This window comes from Yinghuangia sp. YIM S10712, assembly GCF_051388935.1.
Lineage (GTDB): Bacteria > Actinomycetota > Actinomycetes > Streptomycetales > Streptomycetaceae > Yinghuangia.
In genome coordinates, this window is record NZ_JBPKBI010000009.1 from 121,073 (window position 1) to 139,850 (window position 18,778).

Below are 18,778 nucleotides of genomic sequence, written 5' to 3' on the forward strand. Positions count from 1 at the left end.
CCGTCGCGGCTGCCCGGGAACTCCAGGACCGTGGCCGTCGGCGCGTCGTCCGACTTGTCCGCGGCCTGCTCCGGGCGGCTGCGCGGCACGACCGCCCGGACGACCTTGCCGTCCGGGACGGGTAGGACCTCGATTCCTTGCGACAGGCGCGCCACGATCCACAACCCGTATCCGGGTGGGCTGCGCCGCCGTGCGACGCCGAGCCGGTCGGGCCCGGTGTCCTGCACGGCGACGTCGACGGAGTCGGGCTCCACCGCGACGCTCAGCCGACACGGGCCGGGGGCGTGTCGGCAGGCGTTCGCGACGAGCTCGCCCACGACCATGAGCACGTCCCGGCAGATGTCCGGGCCCAGCGGCGGCTGCAGGGCCGCGTCGGTGAGGAACCGGCGTGCTTCGCGCCGGGCACCGCGCACGGACCCCGCGCTACCGTCCAGCTCGACCACCAGGGTCGCGGGTGAATTCTCCATGGGCACTCTGTATCTTCGCGCAAGCACGCAGCCTACGCTGCGGCTTGGCGAAGCCGCTTCGCCCGGGGGGCGGCGTCCGACTCCAGTTGTTCGCGCAGCCGTGACAGCGTCGCACTGAGCAGCCGCGATATGTGCATCTGCGAGACGCCGAGGCGCTCGCCGATCTCCCGCTGCGGCATGTCCTGCCAAAAGCGCATCTCCAAGATCATCTGCTCGCGTTCGGGAAGGGCGCTGAGCAGGGGTTTCACCGATTCCCTGAAGTCGACGAGGTCGAGCTCGCGTTCTTCGTACGGCAGGAGATCGGCCAGCGGGGTCCGGTGGCGTCCGGAGCTGTCGTTGCCGGCCGGCGCGGCGTCGATCGAGTCGACCATGTAGGCGCGCCCCGCCTCGCGGGCCTCGCGTACGTCCTTGACGTCCATGTCGAGGCACGCGGCGATCTCCGACGCGGTCGGCTCGCGCGAGAGTTCCTGTTCGAGCTGGTGCACGGTGCGGGTGACCGCGAGGAAGCGCTCCTGGAGGGTGCGCGTGACGTGTACGCCCCACGACGTGTCGCGGAAGAACCGCTTGATCTCGCCGGAGATCGTGGGCAGTGCGAACGACGCGAACTCCGAGCCGCGGTCGACGTCGTAGCCGTCGATAGCCTTGAGCAGGCCGACGGTTCCGGTCTGGAAGATGTCGTCGTACGGTGCCCGCCGCCGCGCGAATCCGCGGGCGACGTAGTGCACGAGCGCGATGTTGAGGTCCACGACAATCGCGCGCAACCGGCCGTACGCCTCGGTCTCGGGCCCGACTTCGCGCATACGGCGCAGCAACTGCTCGGTGAGTCGGCGGACTTCGGTTTTGTCCAGGTTGCGCATGTCCTCGTGGCGCAGCGTTTCGAGGGATCGTTCCTCGGGGGAGAGCTGCGCGGCTGTGGACATCGGGACGGAGAGTTCGCGGGAAGGGACAACAGCGCTGGTGGGCGCGGACATATTTCGGCTCCTCAAGAGTCCGAAGACCCGCGGCGGTGGCGCCCGGTGCGGCCGTTCGGCCCCCGGCACCGGCGTGCGCACACGGCACACCGCGGGTGAGGGCTCCGCACATGCCCGGCTTCTTCAGGCGAGCGGTGCCCCGGCACGTGATGCGTGCCTTGGCGGGCGGCACACATACCGCCCTTTGAGTCGGGCCCGGCAGGCGGACTCGGCGACTCGACCGGTCACCTACCCACTTCCCCCACCTGAAACTCCGTCACGAGGGAAATTTTCCGGTCGAGTTCGCATGCCGTCCGCGTGAAGGGCCGGATACCGTCCGTGAGGACCGCGCCGGCGTGTGCCCGGCTCGCGGCGTGTCCCGCGAACTCGCCTGACGTGACACCGAGTCAGCGGCTGCCGCCGATACTCGGCGAGGTGGCGGTGCCGAGGAAGAACGTGTCGATACTGCGCACCGCATGCGTGAAGTCGTCGAAGTTGACCGGCTTGGTGATGTACGCGTTGCTGTGGTTCCGATACGCGGCGGCGACGTCTTCCGGCGCGCCCGACGTGGTCAGCACGACCGTCGGGATCATCTTGAAGTCGTCGTCGTTCTTCAGCACGCTCAGCAACTCGCGGCCGTTCATGCGCGGCATGTTGAGGTCCAGAAGGATCAGGTCCGGACGCGGCGCGTCGGGATCGCGCAGGCGTTCCAACGCCGCCACGCCGTCCGGGACCTGCGCGATACGCCGCGGGGTGAGGCTCTGCGTCAGCGCCTCCTCGATCAGCAGCGCGTCGGCGATGTCGTCCTCCACCAGCAGGATGTCGTATGGGCGGGCGGGCGGTGCGGCGGGCATCAGTGTCTCCGCTCGGTGGAAGGGGTTTGTCCCGGGCGGTTGACACGTGCCGAGGCACCGGCCGCTGCCAGGCCCGGCCATCGGCGCCGGGCGCCCTGCCGGGTGATACGGCACGCCTGGCCGAGCTGCGGGTAGCCGGCCCCGGCGTGTGCGGCCCTCGCCGCGGTCTCGCTCATCGCCCGCTCCACCGCCCGTTGCAGGAAGGCGAGCGCGCGCAGTGTGGCGAGCTCGGAGTCCCGGCTGTGCGCGGACGGATCGGCGGGGTCCAGGGGCGGGAACGTCTGCAACACCAGGCGCGCGGCCAGTTCGGTGACCGCGGCGTGCGCTGCCGCGGCGACCTCTTCTTCGGCGTCGACGGGCGTGACGTGGGAGCCGGGCATTACGCAAGGTTAGGTCCCCCCGCCGCGACGAACAACGCCCGCGCGTCAGGCGCCTCGGCGCCGACTCCGCGGAGCGCCTTCGAAATCCCGCCGGGGCCGGGCGGCAGGGCACGGCCGCCGACCATGGCGGGTTCCCGCGCGCCGAGTGACATTCCGCTGCCGAGAGGTGTCCACCGGGCATGGCCGATCCCACCGACGCGGCTTATTGGTCGGTGATCCGTCGCCCCGACGGGCGGCTTTCCGAGCCGAGCGGGCGCCAGGCCAGGTGCAGGACCGCGAGGTCGTCCGCGTGGCGGCCTCCGTCGAGCTGTTGGGCGGTGGTGACGAGGTGGTCGAGCAGCCGCTCGGGGTCGGGTTCGTCGGCGCGTTCGATCAGCTCGATCAGACCCGCGGTGCCCAGCCGCCCTCGGCCCGGGCCGACGTGGCCCTCGACGAGGCCGTCGGTGTACAGCAACAGGGCGTCGGCGTTCGGCAGTTGCGTGGTCGTCGGACGCCACCCCCGATGGCCCGGCACGATGCCCAGCGCGATGCCCAGCGTCGTCTCCGGCTCGCGCACCGAACCGTTCGCGCACAGCAGCGGAGGGTGGTGGCCCGCGAGTGTGACCGTCACGACGTTCGCCGCCCGGTCGAGGACCAGCGTGCCGCAGGTCGCGAACATGTCGGTGCGCAACCGCTCGGCGACCAGCACCTCTTCGAGCAGACCCAGCAGTTCGACGCCGCGCAGTCCCGCCAACGTCAGGGCGCGCCAGGCGATCCGCAGCGACGCGCCGAGCGCCGCCTCGTCCGGGCCGTGCCCGCTCACGTCGCCGATCACCGCGTGCACCATGCCGTCGGGTGTCTGCACGACGTCGAGGAAGTCACCGCCGAGCAAGGCCCGCTGACGGCCCGGCAGATAGCGGCTCGTGGCGGTGACACCGGGGTCGGGCAGTAGCGGCTCGGGAAGCAGGCCGCGTTCGAGGCGCGCGTTCTCCTGCGCGTGGATCCGGTTCTCCAGCAGCTCGGCGTTGGCCTGCTCGGCCTGCTTGCGGTGCATCGCGTAGCGCAGGACCCGGGCCAGCAGGTCCGGTTCGACCTGCCCCTTGACCAGGTAGTCCTGCGCGCCGCCGGCCATGGCCTGGGTGCCGGCCTGCGACTCCGCGAGGCCGGTCAGCACCACCACGGCCGCCGACGGACACGCGCTCTGCACCGCACCGACCGCAGCGACGCCCGAGGCGTCGGGCAGGTGCAGGTCGAGCAGCACGATGTCGGGGCGTCCGCGCTGTATTTCGGTCACCGCGTCGGCCAGGGTCTTCTTCCACCGCAGCGTGTGGCCGAGCCGGGTGTCGGCAAGGAGTTCCTCCACGAGCAGGGCGTCGCCCGGGTCGTCCTCGATCAGCAGGATGCGGTACGGCGGTTCGGGCTCCGCGCCGGGCCGGGGCACCTGCGAGGTCTCGGGCGCCGTCATTCCTCCGAACCTCCGTCCGCGGGCAGCGTGAACGAGATGCTGGTGCCGGGGGAGTGGCCGGTGTCCACCGCGATGGTGCCGCCGTGGAACTCGACGATCTTCTTGCACATCGCGAGCCCGATCCCGGTGCCCGGGTACGCGTCCTTCGCGTGCAGGCGCTGGAAGATGACGAAAACCCGCTCGGCGTACTCGGGATCGATCCCGATGCCGTTGTCGGTGACCGTGAACCGCCACAACGGGACGTGCTCGGCGGCCTGGGCGAGCTCGTCGGCCCCCGAGCCGTCGACTCGCTCGTCGTCGACCGCGGTGACCGACACGTGGATGCGCGGCGGGCTTTCGGGGTCGCGGAATTTGACCGCGTTGCCGAGCAGGTTCTGCCACAGCATGACCATCTGCGTCGGATCGGCGGTCAGGGTGGGCATCGGGTCGTGGGTGATGACCGCGCCGGACTCTTCCGCGGCGATGCTGAGATTGTCCACCGCGTCGGCGAAGGTGCGTTCCAGGTCCACCGTCTCATGTTCCCGCCGCGTGCGCCCGACGCGCGAGAAGGCGAGCAGGTCGTTGATGAGCCGCTGCATGCGGTTCGCCCCGTCGACCGCGAACTCGATGTACTGATCGGCGCGTTCGTCCAGGTTCCCGGCGTAACGCCGTTGCAGGAGCTGGCAGAAGCTGGCGACCTTGCGCAGAGGTTCCTGGAGATCGTGCGACGCGACGTACGCGAACTGCTCCAACTCGGCGTTGGAGCGCCGCAGATCCTCCGACTGCTCGTCGAGCCGCCGGCGGGCCAGGTCGGCGAAGACCAGTTCGTCGATCAGCCGCCGGCGCATCCCCTCGACGTCGTTGGCGAGCGCCCGCAGGTCGGCCGGGCCCGTGGTGTCGATGCCGTGGTCGAAGTCGCCGTCGCTGATCCGCCGTACGTCCGCCCCGAGCCGTTCCAGCGGCACCGTGACACCGCGCCGGAAGCCCTCGGAGACCAGCACCGCGAGCGCCACGATCACGACCGCGATCGCCGCCAGGAGCAGGTCGCGCAGTTGCTGCGCGTCGTGCAGGTCCCCGGCCGCGTCTTGGCGGTTGTCCTGGAGGCGGTCCTGCAACGCGGCGGCGGACGAGCGGACGGCGTCGAACGAGTCCTTGCCCGCGTTGAGCCGGTTCGTCGCCTCGGCGGTCTGCGTGCCGGCGCCTCCCGGGATGCCCGGCGCCGTCTCGACGATGGGCCGAGCGGTCGTCACCTGCCATGCCGCGACCTTGTCGAGCACGGCGTCGAGGTCGCCTTCGGCGGCCGTGCCGGCGATCAGCCCGCGCAGCACGGCGACGCTGTCCTGCTCCTCGGCAACCCCGCGCCGATACGGTTCGAGGTAGTCGGGCCGACCGGCCAGTGCGTACCCCCGCACCCCTGTCTCCTGGTTCAACAGCGCCTTCTCCAGGCGCAGCGCCTCGATCAGCGCCGGCGACTCGCGGTCGGTCAGGCGGTCGGTCGCCTCCGAGGCGCGGTACAGCGCCCACGCGCCCAACGAGCCCAGGACCAGGAGCACGATGAGCGAGCCGACGACTCCGGCGGTCAGCCAGCGCCGAGTCGTCCATGCGGTCCGCCCGGACGGGGTGTCCTTCAAGCCGGGTGCGGCCACGCGGCCCTCCCTTCGACCGTTCCGCGTCGGCGACCACGGCCGGAGACGGCCGCCCGCAGGAGCCCGGCACACGATACATGCGCGCCTGACCACCACTGACAACGATTGTTGTCTCACGGCGCCGTGCGGCCTACTCTGACGGACGCATCGGCCGTCCCCCGCGACCGCGCGTCACGACGCGGCCCCCCGGCGTATCCGCGCCCCGCCCAGACCGGAGCCCACACTCATGGCCGCGATCGCCGCCCGGCGCCCGTACGAGATCCTCCTCGTCGAGGACGACCCGGCCGACGCCGTGCTGATCCAGGAAGCCCTGTGCGAGCAGTCGGCCCGCACGATCACCCGCGTTCCCGACGGTGTCGCCGCACTGGAACACCTGCGCGACCCGGAGGTCGCGTGGCCCGACCTGATCGTGCTGGACCTCAACATGCCGCGCATGAGCGGCCGGGAACTTCTCAACGTGCTCAAGAACGACGACGAGCTCAAAGCCATCCCGGTCGTCGTCCTCACCACGTCGGGCGCCCCTGAGGACGTGGCGGCCGCGTACCGCAACCACAGCAACGCCTACATCACCAAGCCGGTCAACCTGGACGACTTCACCCACGCGGTCCGCAGCATCGACGCCTTCTTCCTGGAGACCGCGACGCTCCCGGGGCAGGACGACCACCGGTAGCCGGAAGCCCCGCCGCTCAGTGCTGGCGGATCACCGCCTCCTGGACCGCATGCGCGACCAGGACCCCTTCGTGGTCGTAGAACTCGCCGATGGCGAAGCCGCGGGCGTCCTGCGCGGTGGGGGAGGCCTGCGCGAACAGCAGCCACTCGTCGGCGCGGAAGGGCCGGTGGAACCACATCGCGTGGTCCAGCGACGCCATCTGGAGGTTCTGCGGATCGGTGACGTGGGGTGCCGCCGCGGTGCCGGCGAGGGTGAGATCGGACATGTACGCCATCGCACACACGTGCAGCAGCGGATCGTCCGGCAGTTGCTCCGCGGCCTTCATCCACACCCGCTGGTGCGGGACACCGTCGGTCAGGTGCGTGGCCGGCTGACGGTCCTGCGGCACGAAGCGCATGTCCATCACCAGACGGGTCTGGGACGCCCCGTAGTGCTCGCGCTCCTTGCCCCGGCGCCCGCCGAACGGGTCCGGCAAGTCCTCGGGCCGCGGCACGTCCGGCATCGCGCGCTGGTGCTCGGTCGTGGTCTCGGGCACCTTGAACGAAGCCGACAAAGTGAAGATCGTCTCACCGTGCTGGACCGCCGTGACGCGGCGCGTGGTGAAGGAGCGTCCGTCGCGCACCCGGTCGACCAGGTAGATGATCGGCGACGTCGTCCGCCCGGGGCGTAGGAAGTAGCTGTGCAGCGAGTGAACCGGCCGCTCGGCGGTGACCGTGCGCCCGGCGGCGACCAGCGCCTGCGCCGCGACCTGCCCGCCGAACGCGCGCAGCGGCGAACCGGCGTGGCACGTACCGCGGAAGATGTTCTGCTCGATCTCGTCGAGGCTGAGAAGATCGACGAAGCTTTCCGCCTGCCCGAAGTTGAACCGGGCCGTGCGGCCCTCTGGATGCTCGCTCACCGGGTCATCGTGTCAGACACGCCGCCGAGCGGCGACGCCCGCCGAACCCCGCCCCCGCCCGCGACCACACCGACGAGCTCCCCGTACAACCGCGACGAGGCCGAGCCGAACCGGAGCGGTCGACGCAAGTCCCGCTCGCCGACGCCCGGTCGGAAACGTCCGAAGCCCCGGCCACGCGCGCCCGAGTCACGGGCGACGACGGCGAAGCAGTGGGGCGCGTCACAGGATCGGGAGGACGCGATGCTGCGTGCAGCAAGGCGGCGGTCGCGTCGGGAACACCGAAGCCCGGAGGCGATGAGCGGCCTGCGAGTGCGGTTGTGAGCGCTGAGGCGCGCTATCCCGACGGCATGGTCGCGCGGGCACGACGGGCCCGTCGGGACAGACGGGGCTGACGTCGGGAAGCCCGCGTGACCCCGGCGGGGTGCCCACCGCAGACAGGCTCCCAGGAGCGGAATCGGCCGCGGACGACTGTTGTCCGCGGTTTCCTCCGTCGCACCGCGGCCCACGATCCGGAACAGGCGTCGCACGTCCCGGCACGGTGTGGGCGTCGGCCTCGTCATGTGTGGCTGTCATGTCGCCGAGCGGCGGTGGTGGCGCCGGCTCGTCACTCGATGTCTCCGCCGTGGTTCGCCGGGCCCCGCTGGTCGTCGGGATCGCCGGGGGTTCGGGGGCGGGTTGGGATCGCCGGGGTGCTCGGGTCGTGGGTCGGACCTCCGGGATCGCTGGCAGTGTTCGGGGGGTGCGTCGGGGTCTTCGGAACCTCCGGGGGTACACGGGTCCCGGTTCGGGTTGCTCACGGGGCGAACGCACTTGCAGGCTCTGCGGTCTCCGCGGCGCAGTGACGGCCCGGTGCCGGTCCGGCGCAGCAGGCGCACACCTGCCCGCGCGCCGCGAGACCGGACGCATTCACCGCAGACCCGGTCTTTGCACCCGGGGGCTGTTCCACGGATTCCGCAGCGTGTGGTGTGTTCGGGGCCGGACTTCCGTCGCGGCGTACCCGACGCGCGCATCGCGAAGGGCTCGGGCCGGTGTGCGGCGTGTTCGGGATCGGCCTCGTCGCGACGGTCGGCGCGGTCACCGCAACTCCATCGGCCCGGGGCACGTCCATGCGGTTTGCGTCTTGGCGTCCATGCGGCCGGAGTCGGACTCCGCCGGTCTCCGACGGCAGCGGTGTGTGGTCGCTAACCTGATCCGCGGCAAGGGGCCGGTGAGCTTGTCGGTGCGGGCGGGCGACGTGCAACTCCGGTAAATGAAGCGGTAAGCGGGGAGGTTGTCGCGTGTTCGGCATCATCAGGCCGTGTCGGCATTCGCTGGCTGAGGGACTGCGCGACTCCTGGATGGCGCACTTGTGCGGGCTGTGCCTCGCGCTGCGTGACGACCACGGGCACGCCGCACGCGTCGCCACCAATTACGACGGGCTGATCATCTCTGTGCTCGTCGAGGCGCAGAACGCAACCGAGGCGGTGAAAAGCGGGCGGCGCAAGGCGGGGCCCTGTGCCCTGCGCGGCATGCGTACCGCCGAGGTCGCGCGGGGCGAAGGCGCCCGTCTCGCCGCCGCTGTCTCGCTCGTCCTGGCCGCAGCGAAGATGCGGGACCATGTCGAGGACCAGGACGGGGTGTTCGCCCGCAAGCCGGTCGCGGGAGGCGCGCGCAGGGTCGCCGCTCGATGGGCCCGGCAGGGCGACAGCACCGGGCATGCGGTCGGTTTCGACACGGCGGTGCTGACGGAGGCCGTGGGCCGCCAAGGCGAGATCGAAGCTCTCGCCGGGCCCGGGACGTCGGTGCTCGTGGTCACCGAGCCCACCGAGACCGCGACCGCTGCCGCCTTCGCCCACACCGCGACCCTCGCCGGACGCCCGGGGAACGCCGAACCACTCGCCGAGGCAGGCCGCCTCTTCGGCCGGCTTGCGCATCTCCTCGACGCGGTCGAGGACATCTGGGAGGACCGCGCGACGGGCGCGTGGAACCCGCTGCTCGCCACCGGGACCGGGCCGGAAGAGGCTTACCGGCTGTGCCGCGACGCCGCGCACGGCATACGCCTGGCCCTGAAGGACGTCGCGTTCACCGACGCTCGCCTCGCGCACGTGCTTCTGGTGCACGAGGTCGACCAGGCCGTCGAACGGACCTTCCAGCACGCGGGCTTCCCCGTGAAGTCGCGTCGGCACGGGTGTTCGTCGCACGGCAAATCACATGGCAAGTCCCTGGACACGGCGGTCGGAACGGGCGGCTTGCCCGCCCCGGGCGCGACAGCGGCGCCCGACGTGCTTCCGCTCGGCGGCCCGATCACCGACGGACGGGCCTTCGCCGACCTGTCGGGCGGTCCCGCAGGACAGACACCCGCGCCCCTCGAATCGCACTCGCCGCAGAGCCCGCCCGGATGGCAGCCGCCCCCGGCCGACCCCGGCAACCCCTTCGGCCCCGGGCGCAACCCGAACTGGGATCCCATACACCCCGGGGGCCCCGGTGGTCCCGGGGACCCCGGCCGACCGCCCGGGCGCAGGTACAACCCGCTGATCGCGTGCCTGATGTGGGTCGGCCTGTGCTGCACCTGCCAGGCGTGCTGCCGCGACGAGTACACCGACCCGTGTACGGGCCGGCAGCGCCAAGGCTGCTGCAACGACTGCGACGCCGATTGCTGTAGCTGCTGCGACTGCTGCCAGTGCTGCGGCGAAGACGGCGGCTGCTGCGACGGCTGCGGCTGCGACTGCAGTTGCTGACGAGGGGAGACGCGTCAGCGCCTGTTCCGGGCCGTGCCGTCGTACTCCCACCCCGCGTCGGTGTTGAGCTCCGGTGGGGATTGAGGACACGGCCGGGCTGATGTGCCTCATGGCCCGCGTGGTGCGGGCGCATTCGGTTGGGGATTGAGGACACGGCCGGGTGATGTGCCTCCTGGGCCCGCGTGGTGCGGGCGGATTCGGTCACGGCCGACGACGCGCGTTCCCGGCGTCGCGGAGGCGGCCGCCGCGCGCTCCGAGCCCAGGTCGAACTGCGCGCCCGGCGCTGCGGTCGCGTCGGCCGCGAACGGCTTCTCGCGCGCATGGACTGGTCCAAGACACCGGACAGCGGCCCTCGTCGGTCCCGTCGGTCCAGTCGGTCCGACGGGGGCCGTGCCGGCCGTGACAGTCTCAGACCGCAGCCGGTTCGAGACGCACGATCACCGACTTGGACGTCGGCGTGTTGCTGACCTCCGCCGTACTGTCCAGCGGCACCAGCACGTTGGTCTCCGGGAAGTACGCCGCCGCGCACTCGCGGGCCGTGGGGTAGGCGATCGCCCGGAAGCCGGGCGCGCGTCGCTCGGTGCCGTCCGTCCACTCACTCACCAGGTCGACCATCTCTCCGTCGGCGACGCCGAGTTGCGCAAGGTCGGCAGGGTGCACGAAGACGACGCGGCGGCCGGCCTTGACGCCTCGGTAGCGGTCGTCGAGCCCGTAGATCGTGGTGTTGTACTGGTCGTGGGAGCGAACCGTCTGGAGGATCAGCCGCCCCGCCGGGACGTGCAGCACCTCCAGCGGATTGACGGTGAAGTTCGCCTTTCCGTTGACCGTCGGGAACCGCCGTTCGTCGCGGGGGCCGTGCGGCAACACGAATCCGCCCGGTGCGCGCACCCGACGGTTGAAATCGGCGAACCCCGGAATGACCCGTCCGATGCGGTCCCTGATCAGGTCGTAGTCCTCACGGAAGTCCCGCCAGGGCACGGTCGTCCGATCGCCGAGGACGCGCTCGGCGAGGCCGCACACGATCGCCACCTCGGAACGCAGTTCCCGGGACGCGGGCGGCAGGTTCCCCGTCGACGCGTGGACCGCGCTCATCGAGTCCTCGACCGTGACGAACTGGGTGCCCGTCGGCTGGACGTCCGCCTCCGTGCGGCCCAGGCACGGCAGGATGAGCGCGCGCCGCCCGGTGACCGCGTGCGACCGGTTGAGCTTGGTGGACACCTGCACGGTGAGGGAGGTCCGGCGCAGCGCTGCTTCCGTCGCGGCGGTGTCGGGTGTCGCGGCGACGAAGTTGCCGCCGACCGCAATGAAGACCTTGACCCGGTCGTCGCGCATCGCCCGGATCGTGTCGACCACATCGTGGCCGTGCGCGCGAGGCGGGGCGAACCCGAACTCGGCCTCCAAGGCGTCCAGGAACGCCTGGGACGGCTTCTCGTAGATCCCCATCGTCCGGTCGCCCTGCACGTTGCTGTGCCCGCGCACGGGGCAGACGCCGGCGCCGGGGCGCCCGATGTTCCCGCGCAGCAGAAGGAAGTTCACGACCTCGCGGATCGTCGCGACCGAATTGCGGTGCTGTGTCAGCCCCATGGCCCAACAGACCACCACACGGCGGGACTTGAGCACCCGCTGGTGGATGCGCTCGATCTGCTCGCGAGGCAGGCCCGTCGCCGACAGCACCTCGGCCCACGGCGTCGACCGCACATCGGACGCGAACTGCTCGAAACCCGCGCAGTGTTCGTCGATGAAGGCACGGTCGACGACAGTGCCGGGAGCCGCGGCGTCCGCCTCAAGCAGCAGCCGGTTGAGCGCCCGGAACAGCGCGAGGTCGCCGTTGACCCGGATCTGCGCGAACTCGTCGGCGAGCGGCGTCCCGGTGCCCGCGATACCGCTCGGCCGCTGGGGGTTCTTGAACCGCATCAGGCCCGCCTCGGGCAACGGGTTCACCGCGACGATGTGCGCGCCCGCGTGCTTGGCCTTCTCCAGAGCGGTGAGCATGCGCGGGTGGTTCGTCCCCGGGTTCTGACCGACGACGAGGATCAGGTCGGCTTGATGCAGGTCCTCCAACGACACGCTGCCCTTGCCGACACCGATCGTCTCGGTCAGCGCCGAACCGCTGGACTCGTGGCACATGTTCGAGCAGTCGGGAAGGTTGTTCGTCCCGAAGGCACGCACGAAGAGCTGGTACACGAACGCCGCTTCGTTGCTCGTCCGCCCTGACGTGTAGAACGCCGCCTCGTCGGGGGAGGCGAGTGCCGCGAGCTCCTCCGCGACGATGTCGAACGCCTTGTCCCAGGTCACCGGCGTGTAGTGCGTGGCTCCGTCGGCGAGGTACATCGGGTGCGTCAGCCGCCCCTGTTGCCCGAGCCAATAGTCGGTGCGTTCGGCCAGATCCGTGACGGGGTGCGCGGCGAAGAAGTCGGGCGTCACGCGCCGCAGCGTCGCCTCCTCGGCGACGGCCTTCGCGCCGTTCTCGCAGTACTCGCCGATCGGGCTGCGGTGCTCGCCTTCCGGCCAGGCGCAGCCGGGACAGTCGAAGCCGTCCTTCTGGTTGACCTTGAGCAGCGTCCGGGCGCCCCGGCGCACCCCCATCTCGCGCCCGGCGTGTTTCAACGTCGACAGGATTGCGGGGATCCCGGCGGCGTATCGTTTGGGCGCGCCGATGGTCATTCCGCTGTCGTCGACATCGCCGACCGGTGCCTTGTCGACCATCTGCGCGCCCGTCCTTTCGTGCGACCTTGCCGGTGCCGCGCGCCCGGACCATCAGGCCGGGTTCCACGCGTTCGGCCCCCACCGTACGCCGGTCCCGCCGCAGGCCCGGAACCCCCATCACCCGTGCGGGGACGCCTCCGCCCCGGTCATTCGAACATGCGTACGGTTGCGCTCACGGCGCCCTCACCCCGTAGTACGTCCGAACTCCGACGCCACGATTTGATTGGATGCCACGGCCGCGGCCATCGCGTCCGTCCCGCCCAACACCGCACGCCCGAATTCGACGAGCGGGCGTTCGGACCACCCAGGCGCTGCCGGGTACGCGCGCGCACCGGCCAGCGCGGACGCGCCCGCCCGCAGCATCGGATTGGCCCCCTGCGCGGCCTCGTCGGGCGCGTACGGCGACAGGACCCGACCGCTTTGAGCCAGCTGTGAACGCCACCGCGCCGAAGTGAGGGTGGTCAGCAGGTCCACGGCCGCCGGAATGTCGCGGCACGTCGAGGAGACCACCAGAGCCGTGCCGCCGAGGCCCACCGCACCCGGCCGGTCGGGAGCGTGCCCGGGCAGCGGGAACGCGTCGAGCTGCGCGGCGAGTGCGGGCGCGGCCGAGGTCACGGCCGTGTAGAGGGCCTCGCTGCCGATCACCGACGCCGTCTGCCCACGCGTGAAGAGCTCGTCGGGTCGAAGGGCGGCCTCAGTCGCGTCGCTCACCTCAGGGGCGTACTGCTGCAACTGCCGGAAGAACCGCACCGCGTCCGCCGAACCGGGCAGGTCGAAGGCGCCACGCCAGGGGTCGTCCAGGTTGTGTCCCTCCGGGAACGCGATCGCCCCGCCGGCCTCCCACATGAACGAGGCCAGCACCGGCCATGCCCGGCCGGGCAGGTAGACGCTGCGGAACGCCGGGTTCGGCGCGAAGTGTGTGCGGAGGTGTTCGAGGCCGTCCACCCATTCCTCGCGGCTACGCGGCAGCGGCACCCCGGCCGCCGCGTACATGCCCCGGTGGCACAGGACGACGGGCACCGACGCGGTCAACGGGAGGCCGTAGACGGCCCCCTGGATCGTCACCGCGGAACGCACGGTCGGCAGCCAGGTGTCGGTCTCCAAGCGGTCCTGGTAATCCGCCAGGTTCTTTATACGTCGTGCGGCCACATGGCCGGCGAGGGAAAGGAGGTCGACCTCGTAGACGTCGGGGATCACGTCCTCGCGGTTGAACGCGTTCACCAACTCCTGGCCCAGCGCCTGCTGCGAGCGCAGTTCCACGTCGTACTTGACCGACGTCCCCAAAGCCGCGGGCAACTCGTCGGACAGCAGCGCGATTTGCCGGGCGTTCCAGGTGCCGTCGCGGAGCCACGCGCGTATCCGGCCCGGCGGGGTGTTGCCGGCAGGGGCGGGTGCGGAGCCGGGGTCCGTGCGCTTGGACTTTCCCGAGCCGCCGCTGCCCCACAGCACCGCGCCGGTCACGGCTCCGGCGAGCACCGCGCCGCCCGCGGCGACCCACCGGAGGAAGCGGCGCCTTTCTGCTCCCGACCGGATGATGCGCGCCGACGGGCCCGCCGGGCCCGGCTGCCCCGAGCGCGGGGGCTCGTCCGCGGGAGGTTCGGACGGGTGGGGAGGCGTGCTCGCGGGCCCGGCCGCATGGGGCGGCGCCGCGCCCGGCACCGGCGCCGCCGGGCGGCCGGGAAGGTCGGTTTCGCCGGGAGCGGCGGCGGCGGACGCGCGGGGCGGCAACGGCGCGTCGTCGTCGACGAGTTCCGCCTCGACAATCTGACGCTCGACGGTTCCGCGTTCCGGGCCGTCGGTCGGTGCGTCGGGCGCGGGGCCCGGCCCCGACCGGAAGGCCGAGCCGGGGGTGGACTCGTCCTCGGCGGCGCCCGGTCCGGCCGCCGACGTGCGCGATCGTCCCGGGCCGGCATCCGCTGCGGAGGAGTCCGGAGCGGATGCCGGCGGGGGGACGAACGGCCGCGCCGTCGTCCGGTCGTCCGCCGTACGCCTGCGCCGTCGCCCCGAACCGCGGCCGGTTTCCGAGGCGTACGCCCCTGCCTGGCTCGACCCGGGGGTCGCCTCGCCCGCGCGCCCGGAGTCACCGCCCTGGTGAGCCCCACCCGCCGGCGTACCGCTGCCCGGTCCCCCGGGCATGCCGCCGGACTGTGCCCAGATCGTTGCGGCGCGCTGGGCGACTTCGGCGGCCACGCGTGGCGGAAGCCAGCCCGGACCGTCGAGTTCGCTGACGGTGGCGGCCTTGATCTGCGCGGCCGTCGGCCGGTCGGCCGGGTCCTTGGCCAGGCATGCCACGGCCAACTGCCCCAGCCATGCCGGGAGTCCGCCGAGATCAGGCTTCCCGCGCAGGATCCGTTCGCCGACTCCGGCGTCGCTGTCGTCTCCGAACGGCCCGGTGCCGCGCGCCGCGTGCACCAGCACAGTGCCGAGCGAGAAGACGTCCGCCGCGAACCCCACGTCGCGACCGGCGAGTTGCTCGGGGGCGCGGAACGCCGGTGACGTCAGCGTGGTCCCGATCAGCACCCCGTCCTCCTCGACCGACGGTCCGTCAGGGCTGCGGGCCACTCCCAGATCGACGATGCGCGGCCCGTCGGGTGCGAGGGCGACACCGGACGGGCTGAGCCGACCGTGTGTCAGGTCCTGTGCGTGCAGGGCTTCCAGGCCGGCGGCGAGACCCGCGGCGAGTGTGCGTACGGTCTCCGCGGGCAGCGGGCCGAATTTCTCGACGGCCTCCGCGAGTGAGGGCCCGGGAGCGTAGGCGGCGGCGATCCACAGCACCGGGCCGCTTGTCGCAGCGTCGACGACGGGCACCACGAACGGGCAGTCGACGCGGTGCGCCGCGGCGACCTCGCGGGCGAAACGCGCGCGGAAGGCCGTGTCCCGGGCGGCGCTGTCGCGCACCGCCTTGACGACGGCCGGGCGTCCCTCGGGCGAAGCGCCCAAGAAGACCTGCGCGGTGGTGCCTTGGCCGAGCAGGGCAGCCAGCCGGTAGCCGCCGATTTGGCGCGGGTCGTCCTTGTCCAGGGGCCGCATCGCACTCCTCGTCCATGCCCTGCCCGTGACGCTCGTGCGTCACCGCCTGCGGGGTGGGCTGCCATCGTGGGAACGGCAACGGCTCGTGATGATGTGCCTGTTCCACCGGATGGGCAGGCAGTCTGCCAGAAATTCGGGGGTGTTCAGGCCGCCGATCCCTGGTCCCGCCGGGGGTCCGGGCGCGTTTTCACCAGGATTGCGGCGGCTTCGCGCACCCGCCGGCACGACGTTCGGCCGGGGGTTGTACGGCCAAGTACCCGCTTGTGTCGGGGCGTTCGAGGAAGCACTGCCGGGCAGGTAATCGGGCGTCTTGCCAACGGCGCTGCGGCAGGCGGACGTTGACCGTCATTGCCGAGCGCTTGGAGTCGGCGTCTGCTCCGGGGGTGGTGCCCCGTCCGCCCTGTCACGATGCGTTCCCGAACGGCATCCATCCGTCAAGTGGTGGTCCCGTGGTTCGCGGCCGGCCGCTCGCACCGTGGCCACCCATGGTCCTCGCGCGAACACGGAGACACGCGAACACGGAGACAAGGGACCCGTCCGAGCGGGAGACAGGCCCGATCTGTCGGCAGGCGCGTAAGTCTCCCGATAGGAAGCCCGACCTGCGGGCAAGGTTCCGCTTGGAGCTCCGAGGGGAAGGTCTCGATCGCGTTACATTACTCGCTGGTAGGTTACTGGCCAGTCTCCTCTTGAGAGGATCACCGGCGCGAGGGACATATCCGAAAACGGAACGCTCCTGCGGTGATCGGACTCGGTCGACTGCCGACGAGTCGGTGCAGGCGACGCCGTGGCGAGTGAAGGGAGATCGGTAGTGCTGAGGTTCCGCCGCGTGGCATTGGCGCTGGTGTTGCTGCTGGGGGTGGGCTTGATCGTCTTCCCGCTGGCGGACGGCCTGCCCGAGAAGACCCAGGGCGTCGACAACGTGCAGGACACCTTCCGCGACGCGATGTCCGAGGAAGGGATCAAGACCAGCCGGGACGACCTGGTGACCATGGAGCTGATGCTCCAGCAGTTGCAGGCGGAGACGCTGCCCGATCTTGCGGCGGCCAGAGGAGTGTCGCCGGACCAGCTCAAGCTCCTCCTGGGCGCACGGTTCCCGAGTGTCGGCAAGGGCCTAAGCGAAGTAGGCACGATCATGCCCCGCTTCGAGGAGACCGTCGGGGTCATGGAGCAGCAGGGCTCCAACTTCCGTGAGGCGGACGAGATTCCGACCGCCCATGTGCCGAACACCGCGGTGACGTATCTCTTCCTGGTGCCCGGCATCCTCCTGGTCGTCGTCGGCGGCGTGGGGCTGTTCTTCTCGATCCGCGGCCGGCGTTCGGCGATCCCGACGATCGCACTCGCCACCGCCGCGGCGATCGGGGCGGTCCTGGTGGTCGGCACGTTCGCGACCGACCAGATCGGCAAGACCAAGGCCGCGGAGAAGATGTTCGATGCCTTCCGCCCCACGTTCACCGAGGAGCGGTACCAGCAGATGCGGGCCGACATGAACACGCTCGAAGCGTTCGCCACGCAGATGCAGGGGGAGACCATCCCGTTCCTGGCGACCGCCGCCGGCGTGAGCACCGAGCAGTACACCGCGAAGCTGTCGGCGGACTACCCCGCCGTCGGCAAGGGCCTTCCGCAGACGCAGCGGATCCTCGCGCGCTTCGACGGCCTGATCGAGGACATCGGTTCCAACGTCGAGTCGTTCAAGCACGCCGACAGCATCCCCAGCGCCGACACCCCGGTCAGCCAGGTGCCCTGGTACCTGCTGATTCCCGGCATCGGCCTCATCGTCGTGGCCGGCGCCGCGCTGCTTGCGCCGGGACGCCGCGAGGGCGACGCACCCACCGAGCCCACGGTGTCGAGGGAGACCCCGACTCCCGTCTGACCCACCGAGGCCGGTCCCGGCTCAAGCGCAGGCGCGGCCCGCCCTCCCCGCGCCCTGCCGGTGCTGAGTACGAGGCGCCGACGGGCGGTCCCGCACTTCCTGCGGGACCGCCCGTCGCGTTGATCGGATGTGACCGCGCGAGTTGGACACCGGTAAGGGACGCACAAGCACCGGTACCTACACAGTGTGACGGACGCCACTCGACGCCAAATCGGATATCTGGCATTAAACGAGGCTGATTTGCCGCGTGCAACTTGAGGATGCACGTGCATCCGAGGCTTGCAGCTGCATAAATCGAGACTGCACGTGCATCTGGTCTTGCACACGCCGTGAGCATCGACATAATGAACAGGGTGCACGCGCAAGGTGGTAAGTGCGTGGATACGCATCGACGGGCCGGTTCGATTCGCGGGAGGCATGACGGTGGCCAGTTGTCCCCACCGCGGCACCGGATCGGGCTCGGTGCGCTTACTGAGGACGCGGGTGGCGCGTCCGAGTCTGCGGCCCGACCGGAGGTGCGCGTGACTGCCGTCAGCGCCACGGGATTCTCCGTGGCAACGCTTTTCCAAGTTGATCCGTCGGGTGGGGATTCCCCGATGGCCGAACGCGGGGCCATCACCGACATCGCCGTGCGCGCACTCGCGCCACAGCGCGGGTCGGTCAAGGCAGCGCGGGATTTCGGGCGCGACACGCTGGCGCGTTGGGGCGTCGCCGAGTTGTTCGACGATCTCTCGCTCGTGGTCTCCGAGCTGGTCACCAATGCCCTCTGCCACGGTGTCGGCGGGCCGCGGACGGACGACGAGTGCGACGGCCGCCCCGCAGGGCATCCGGTGCAACTCGCGTTGCTGCGCAAGGGTTCCCGGGTGATGTGCGCGGTCCAGGATCCGGGAGACGGCCTGCCGACGCCGCAGGATGCCGGCGACGGCGCCGAGACCGGCCGCGGGCTGCATATCGTCGAATGCTTCAGCAGTTCATGGGGCTGGTTTCCGTTGGCCGGTGTCGCCGGGCGCGGCGGGAAAGTCGTCTGGGCGATGTTCCAGGTGCCCGGGCAATAGTCGAAGAAATGTCAGCGGAGTAGGGAAGTACGGCAACCCACCGTGCTTCCCGAACGTATACGGACGGCAACTCGCCGAGCCGTTCCGCTGTTATTCACCGATTCTTCGGCAA

13 protein-coding genes are annotated in these 18,778 nt (G+C 71.1%); 4 read left to right on the forward strand and 9 right to left on the reverse strand.

What is annotated here, in order from left to right; genetic code table 11:
- The 6 genes from ACRX5W_RS19655 to ACRX5W_RS19680 all read right to left on the reverse strand — a co-directional run.
- The coding region (locus tag ACRX5W_RS19655) for an ATP-binding protein (protein WP_436789517.1) at positions 1–467 on the reverse strand (467 nt) is incomplete at its 3' end.
- 32 nt (positions 468–499) lie between these two features.
- The gene (locus tag ACRX5W_RS19660; RefSeq protein WP_436789518.1) at positions 500–1,438 is read right to left on the reverse strand and encodes a SigB/SigF/SigG family RNA polymerase sigma factor; all 939 of its coding nucleotides are present in this window, start codon (positions 1,436–1,438) and stop codon (positions 500–502) included.
- 386 nt (positions 1,439–1,824) lie between these two features.
- Positions 1,825–2,271, reverse strand: a complete 447-nt coding sequence (locus tag ACRX5W_RS19665) for a response regulator (RefSeq protein ID WP_436789519.1) — start codon at positions 2,269–2,271, stop codon at positions 1,825–1,827.
- Entirely contained in the window at positions 2,271–2,651 is a 381-nt protein-coding gene (locus tag ACRX5W_RS19670) for a hypothetical protein (protein WP_436789520.1), read from the reverse strand. The genes ACRX5W_RS19665 and ACRX5W_RS19670 overlap by 1 nt, the downstream gene beginning before the upstream one ends.
- A 202-nt stretch (positions 2,652–2,853) precedes the next feature.
- Complete coding sequence (locus tag ACRX5W_RS19675) at positions 2,854–4,095, reverse strand: PP2C family protein-serine/threonine phosphatase (protein WP_436789521.1); 1,242 nt, start codon at positions 4,093–4,095, stop codon at positions 2,854–2,856.
- A complete protein-coding gene (locus ACRX5W_RS19680) occupies positions 4,092–5,720 on the reverse strand; it encodes a sensor histidine kinase (protein ID WP_436789522.1) in 1,629 nt (542 codons plus the stop codon). The genes ACRX5W_RS19675 and ACRX5W_RS19680 overlap by 4 nt, the downstream gene beginning before the upstream one ends.
- A 226-nt stretch (positions 5,721–5,946) precedes the next feature.
- On the opposite strand from ACRX5W_RS19680, the gene ACRX5W_RS19685 reads away from it, so the two are divergent.
- Entirely contained in the window at positions 5,947–6,390 is a 444-nt protein-coding gene (locus tag ACRX5W_RS19685) for a response regulator (RefSeq protein WP_436789523.1), read from the forward strand.
- A gap of 16 nt (positions 6,391–6,406) precedes the next feature.
- Here the strand turns inward: ACRX5W_RS19685 and ACRX5W_RS19690 are convergent, their stop codons facing one another.
- Positions 6,407–7,288, reverse strand: coding sequence for an acyl-CoA thioesterase (locus ACRX5W_RS19690; RefSeq protein WP_436789524.1), 882 nt, complete (start codon positions 7,286–7,288; stop codon positions 6,407–6,409).
- 1,277 nt (positions 7,289–8,565) lie between these two features.
- Here ACRX5W_RS19690 and ACRX5W_RS19695 point away from each other — a divergent pair.
- A complete protein-coding gene (locus ACRX5W_RS19695; protein WP_436789525.1) occupies positions 8,566–10,005 on the forward strand; it encodes a DUF5685 family protein in 1,440 nt (479 codons plus the stop codon).
- Positions 10,006–10,413: 408 nt separating this feature from the next.
- Here ACRX5W_RS19695 and ACRX5W_RS19700 read toward each other — a convergent pair whose 3' ends face one another.
- Both ACRX5W_RS19700 and ACRX5W_RS19705 read right to left on the reverse strand, forming a co-directional pair.
- Complete coding sequence (locus ACRX5W_RS19700; protein ID WP_436789526.1) at positions 10,414–12,711, reverse strand: FdhF/YdeP family oxidoreductase; 2,298 nt, start codon at positions 12,709–12,711, stop codon at positions 10,414–10,416.
- A 183-nt stretch (positions 12,712–12,894) separates the two neighbouring features.
- Positions 12,895–15,741 carry a serine/threonine-protein kinase gene (locus tag ACRX5W_RS19705; protein WP_436789527.1) on the reverse strand — a complete coding sequence of 949 codons (2,847 nt, stop codon included), beginning with the start codon at positions 15,739–15,741 and terminating at the stop codon, positions 12,895–12,897.
- Between the two features lie 826 nt (positions 15,742–16,567).
- On the opposite strand from ACRX5W_RS19705, the gene ACRX5W_RS19710 reads away from it, so the two are divergent.
- Entirely contained in the window at positions 16,568–17,611 is a 1,044-nt protein-coding gene (locus ACRX5W_RS19710; RefSeq protein ID WP_436789528.1) for a hypothetical protein, read from the forward strand.
- A gap of 596 nt (positions 17,612–18,207) precedes the next feature.
- Positions 18,208–18,666: an ATP-binding protein gene (locus ACRX5W_RS19715; protein WP_436789529.1), complete on the forward strand. Its 459-nt coding sequence runs from the start codon at positions 18,208–18,210 to the stop codon at positions 18,664–18,666.
- The last annotated feature ends 112 nt before the right edge of the window (positions 18,667–18,778 follow it).

Bases quoted from the DNA above. Each gene is read 5' to 3' on its own strand.
- ACRX5W_RS19660 (WP_436789518.1), bottom strand. From the start codon at position 1,438: ATGTCCGCGCCCACCAGCGCTGTTGTCCCTTCCCGCGAACTCTCCGTC.
- ACRX5W_RS19665 (WP_436789519.1), bottom strand. From the start codon at position 2,271: ATGCCCGCCGCACCGCCCGCCCGCCCATACGACATCCTGCTGGTGGAG.
- ACRX5W_RS19670 (WP_436789520.1), bottom strand. From the start codon at position 2,651: ATGCCCGGCTCCCACGTCACGCCCGTCGACGCCGAAGAAGAGGTCGCC.
- ACRX5W_RS19675 (WP_436789521.1), bottom strand. From the start codon at position 4,095: ATGACGGCGCCCGAGACCTCGCAGGTGCCCCGGCCCGGCGCGGAGCCC.
- ACRX5W_RS19685 (WP_436789523.1), top strand. From the start codon at position 5,947: ATGGCCGCGATCGCCGCCCGGCGCCCGTACGAGATCCTCCTCGTCGAG.
- ACRX5W_RS19700 (WP_436789526.1), bottom strand. From the start codon at position 12,711: ATGGTCGACAAGGCACCGGTCGGCGATGTCGACGACAGCGGAATGACC.
- ACRX5W_RS19705 (WP_436789527.1), bottom strand. From the start codon at position 15,741: ATGCGGCCCCTGGACAAGGACGACCCGCGCCAAATCGGCGGCTACCGG.
- ACRX5W_RS19715 (WP_436789529.1), top strand. From the start codon at position 18,208: ATGGCCGAACGCGGGGCCATCACCGACATCGCCGTGCGCGCACTCGCG.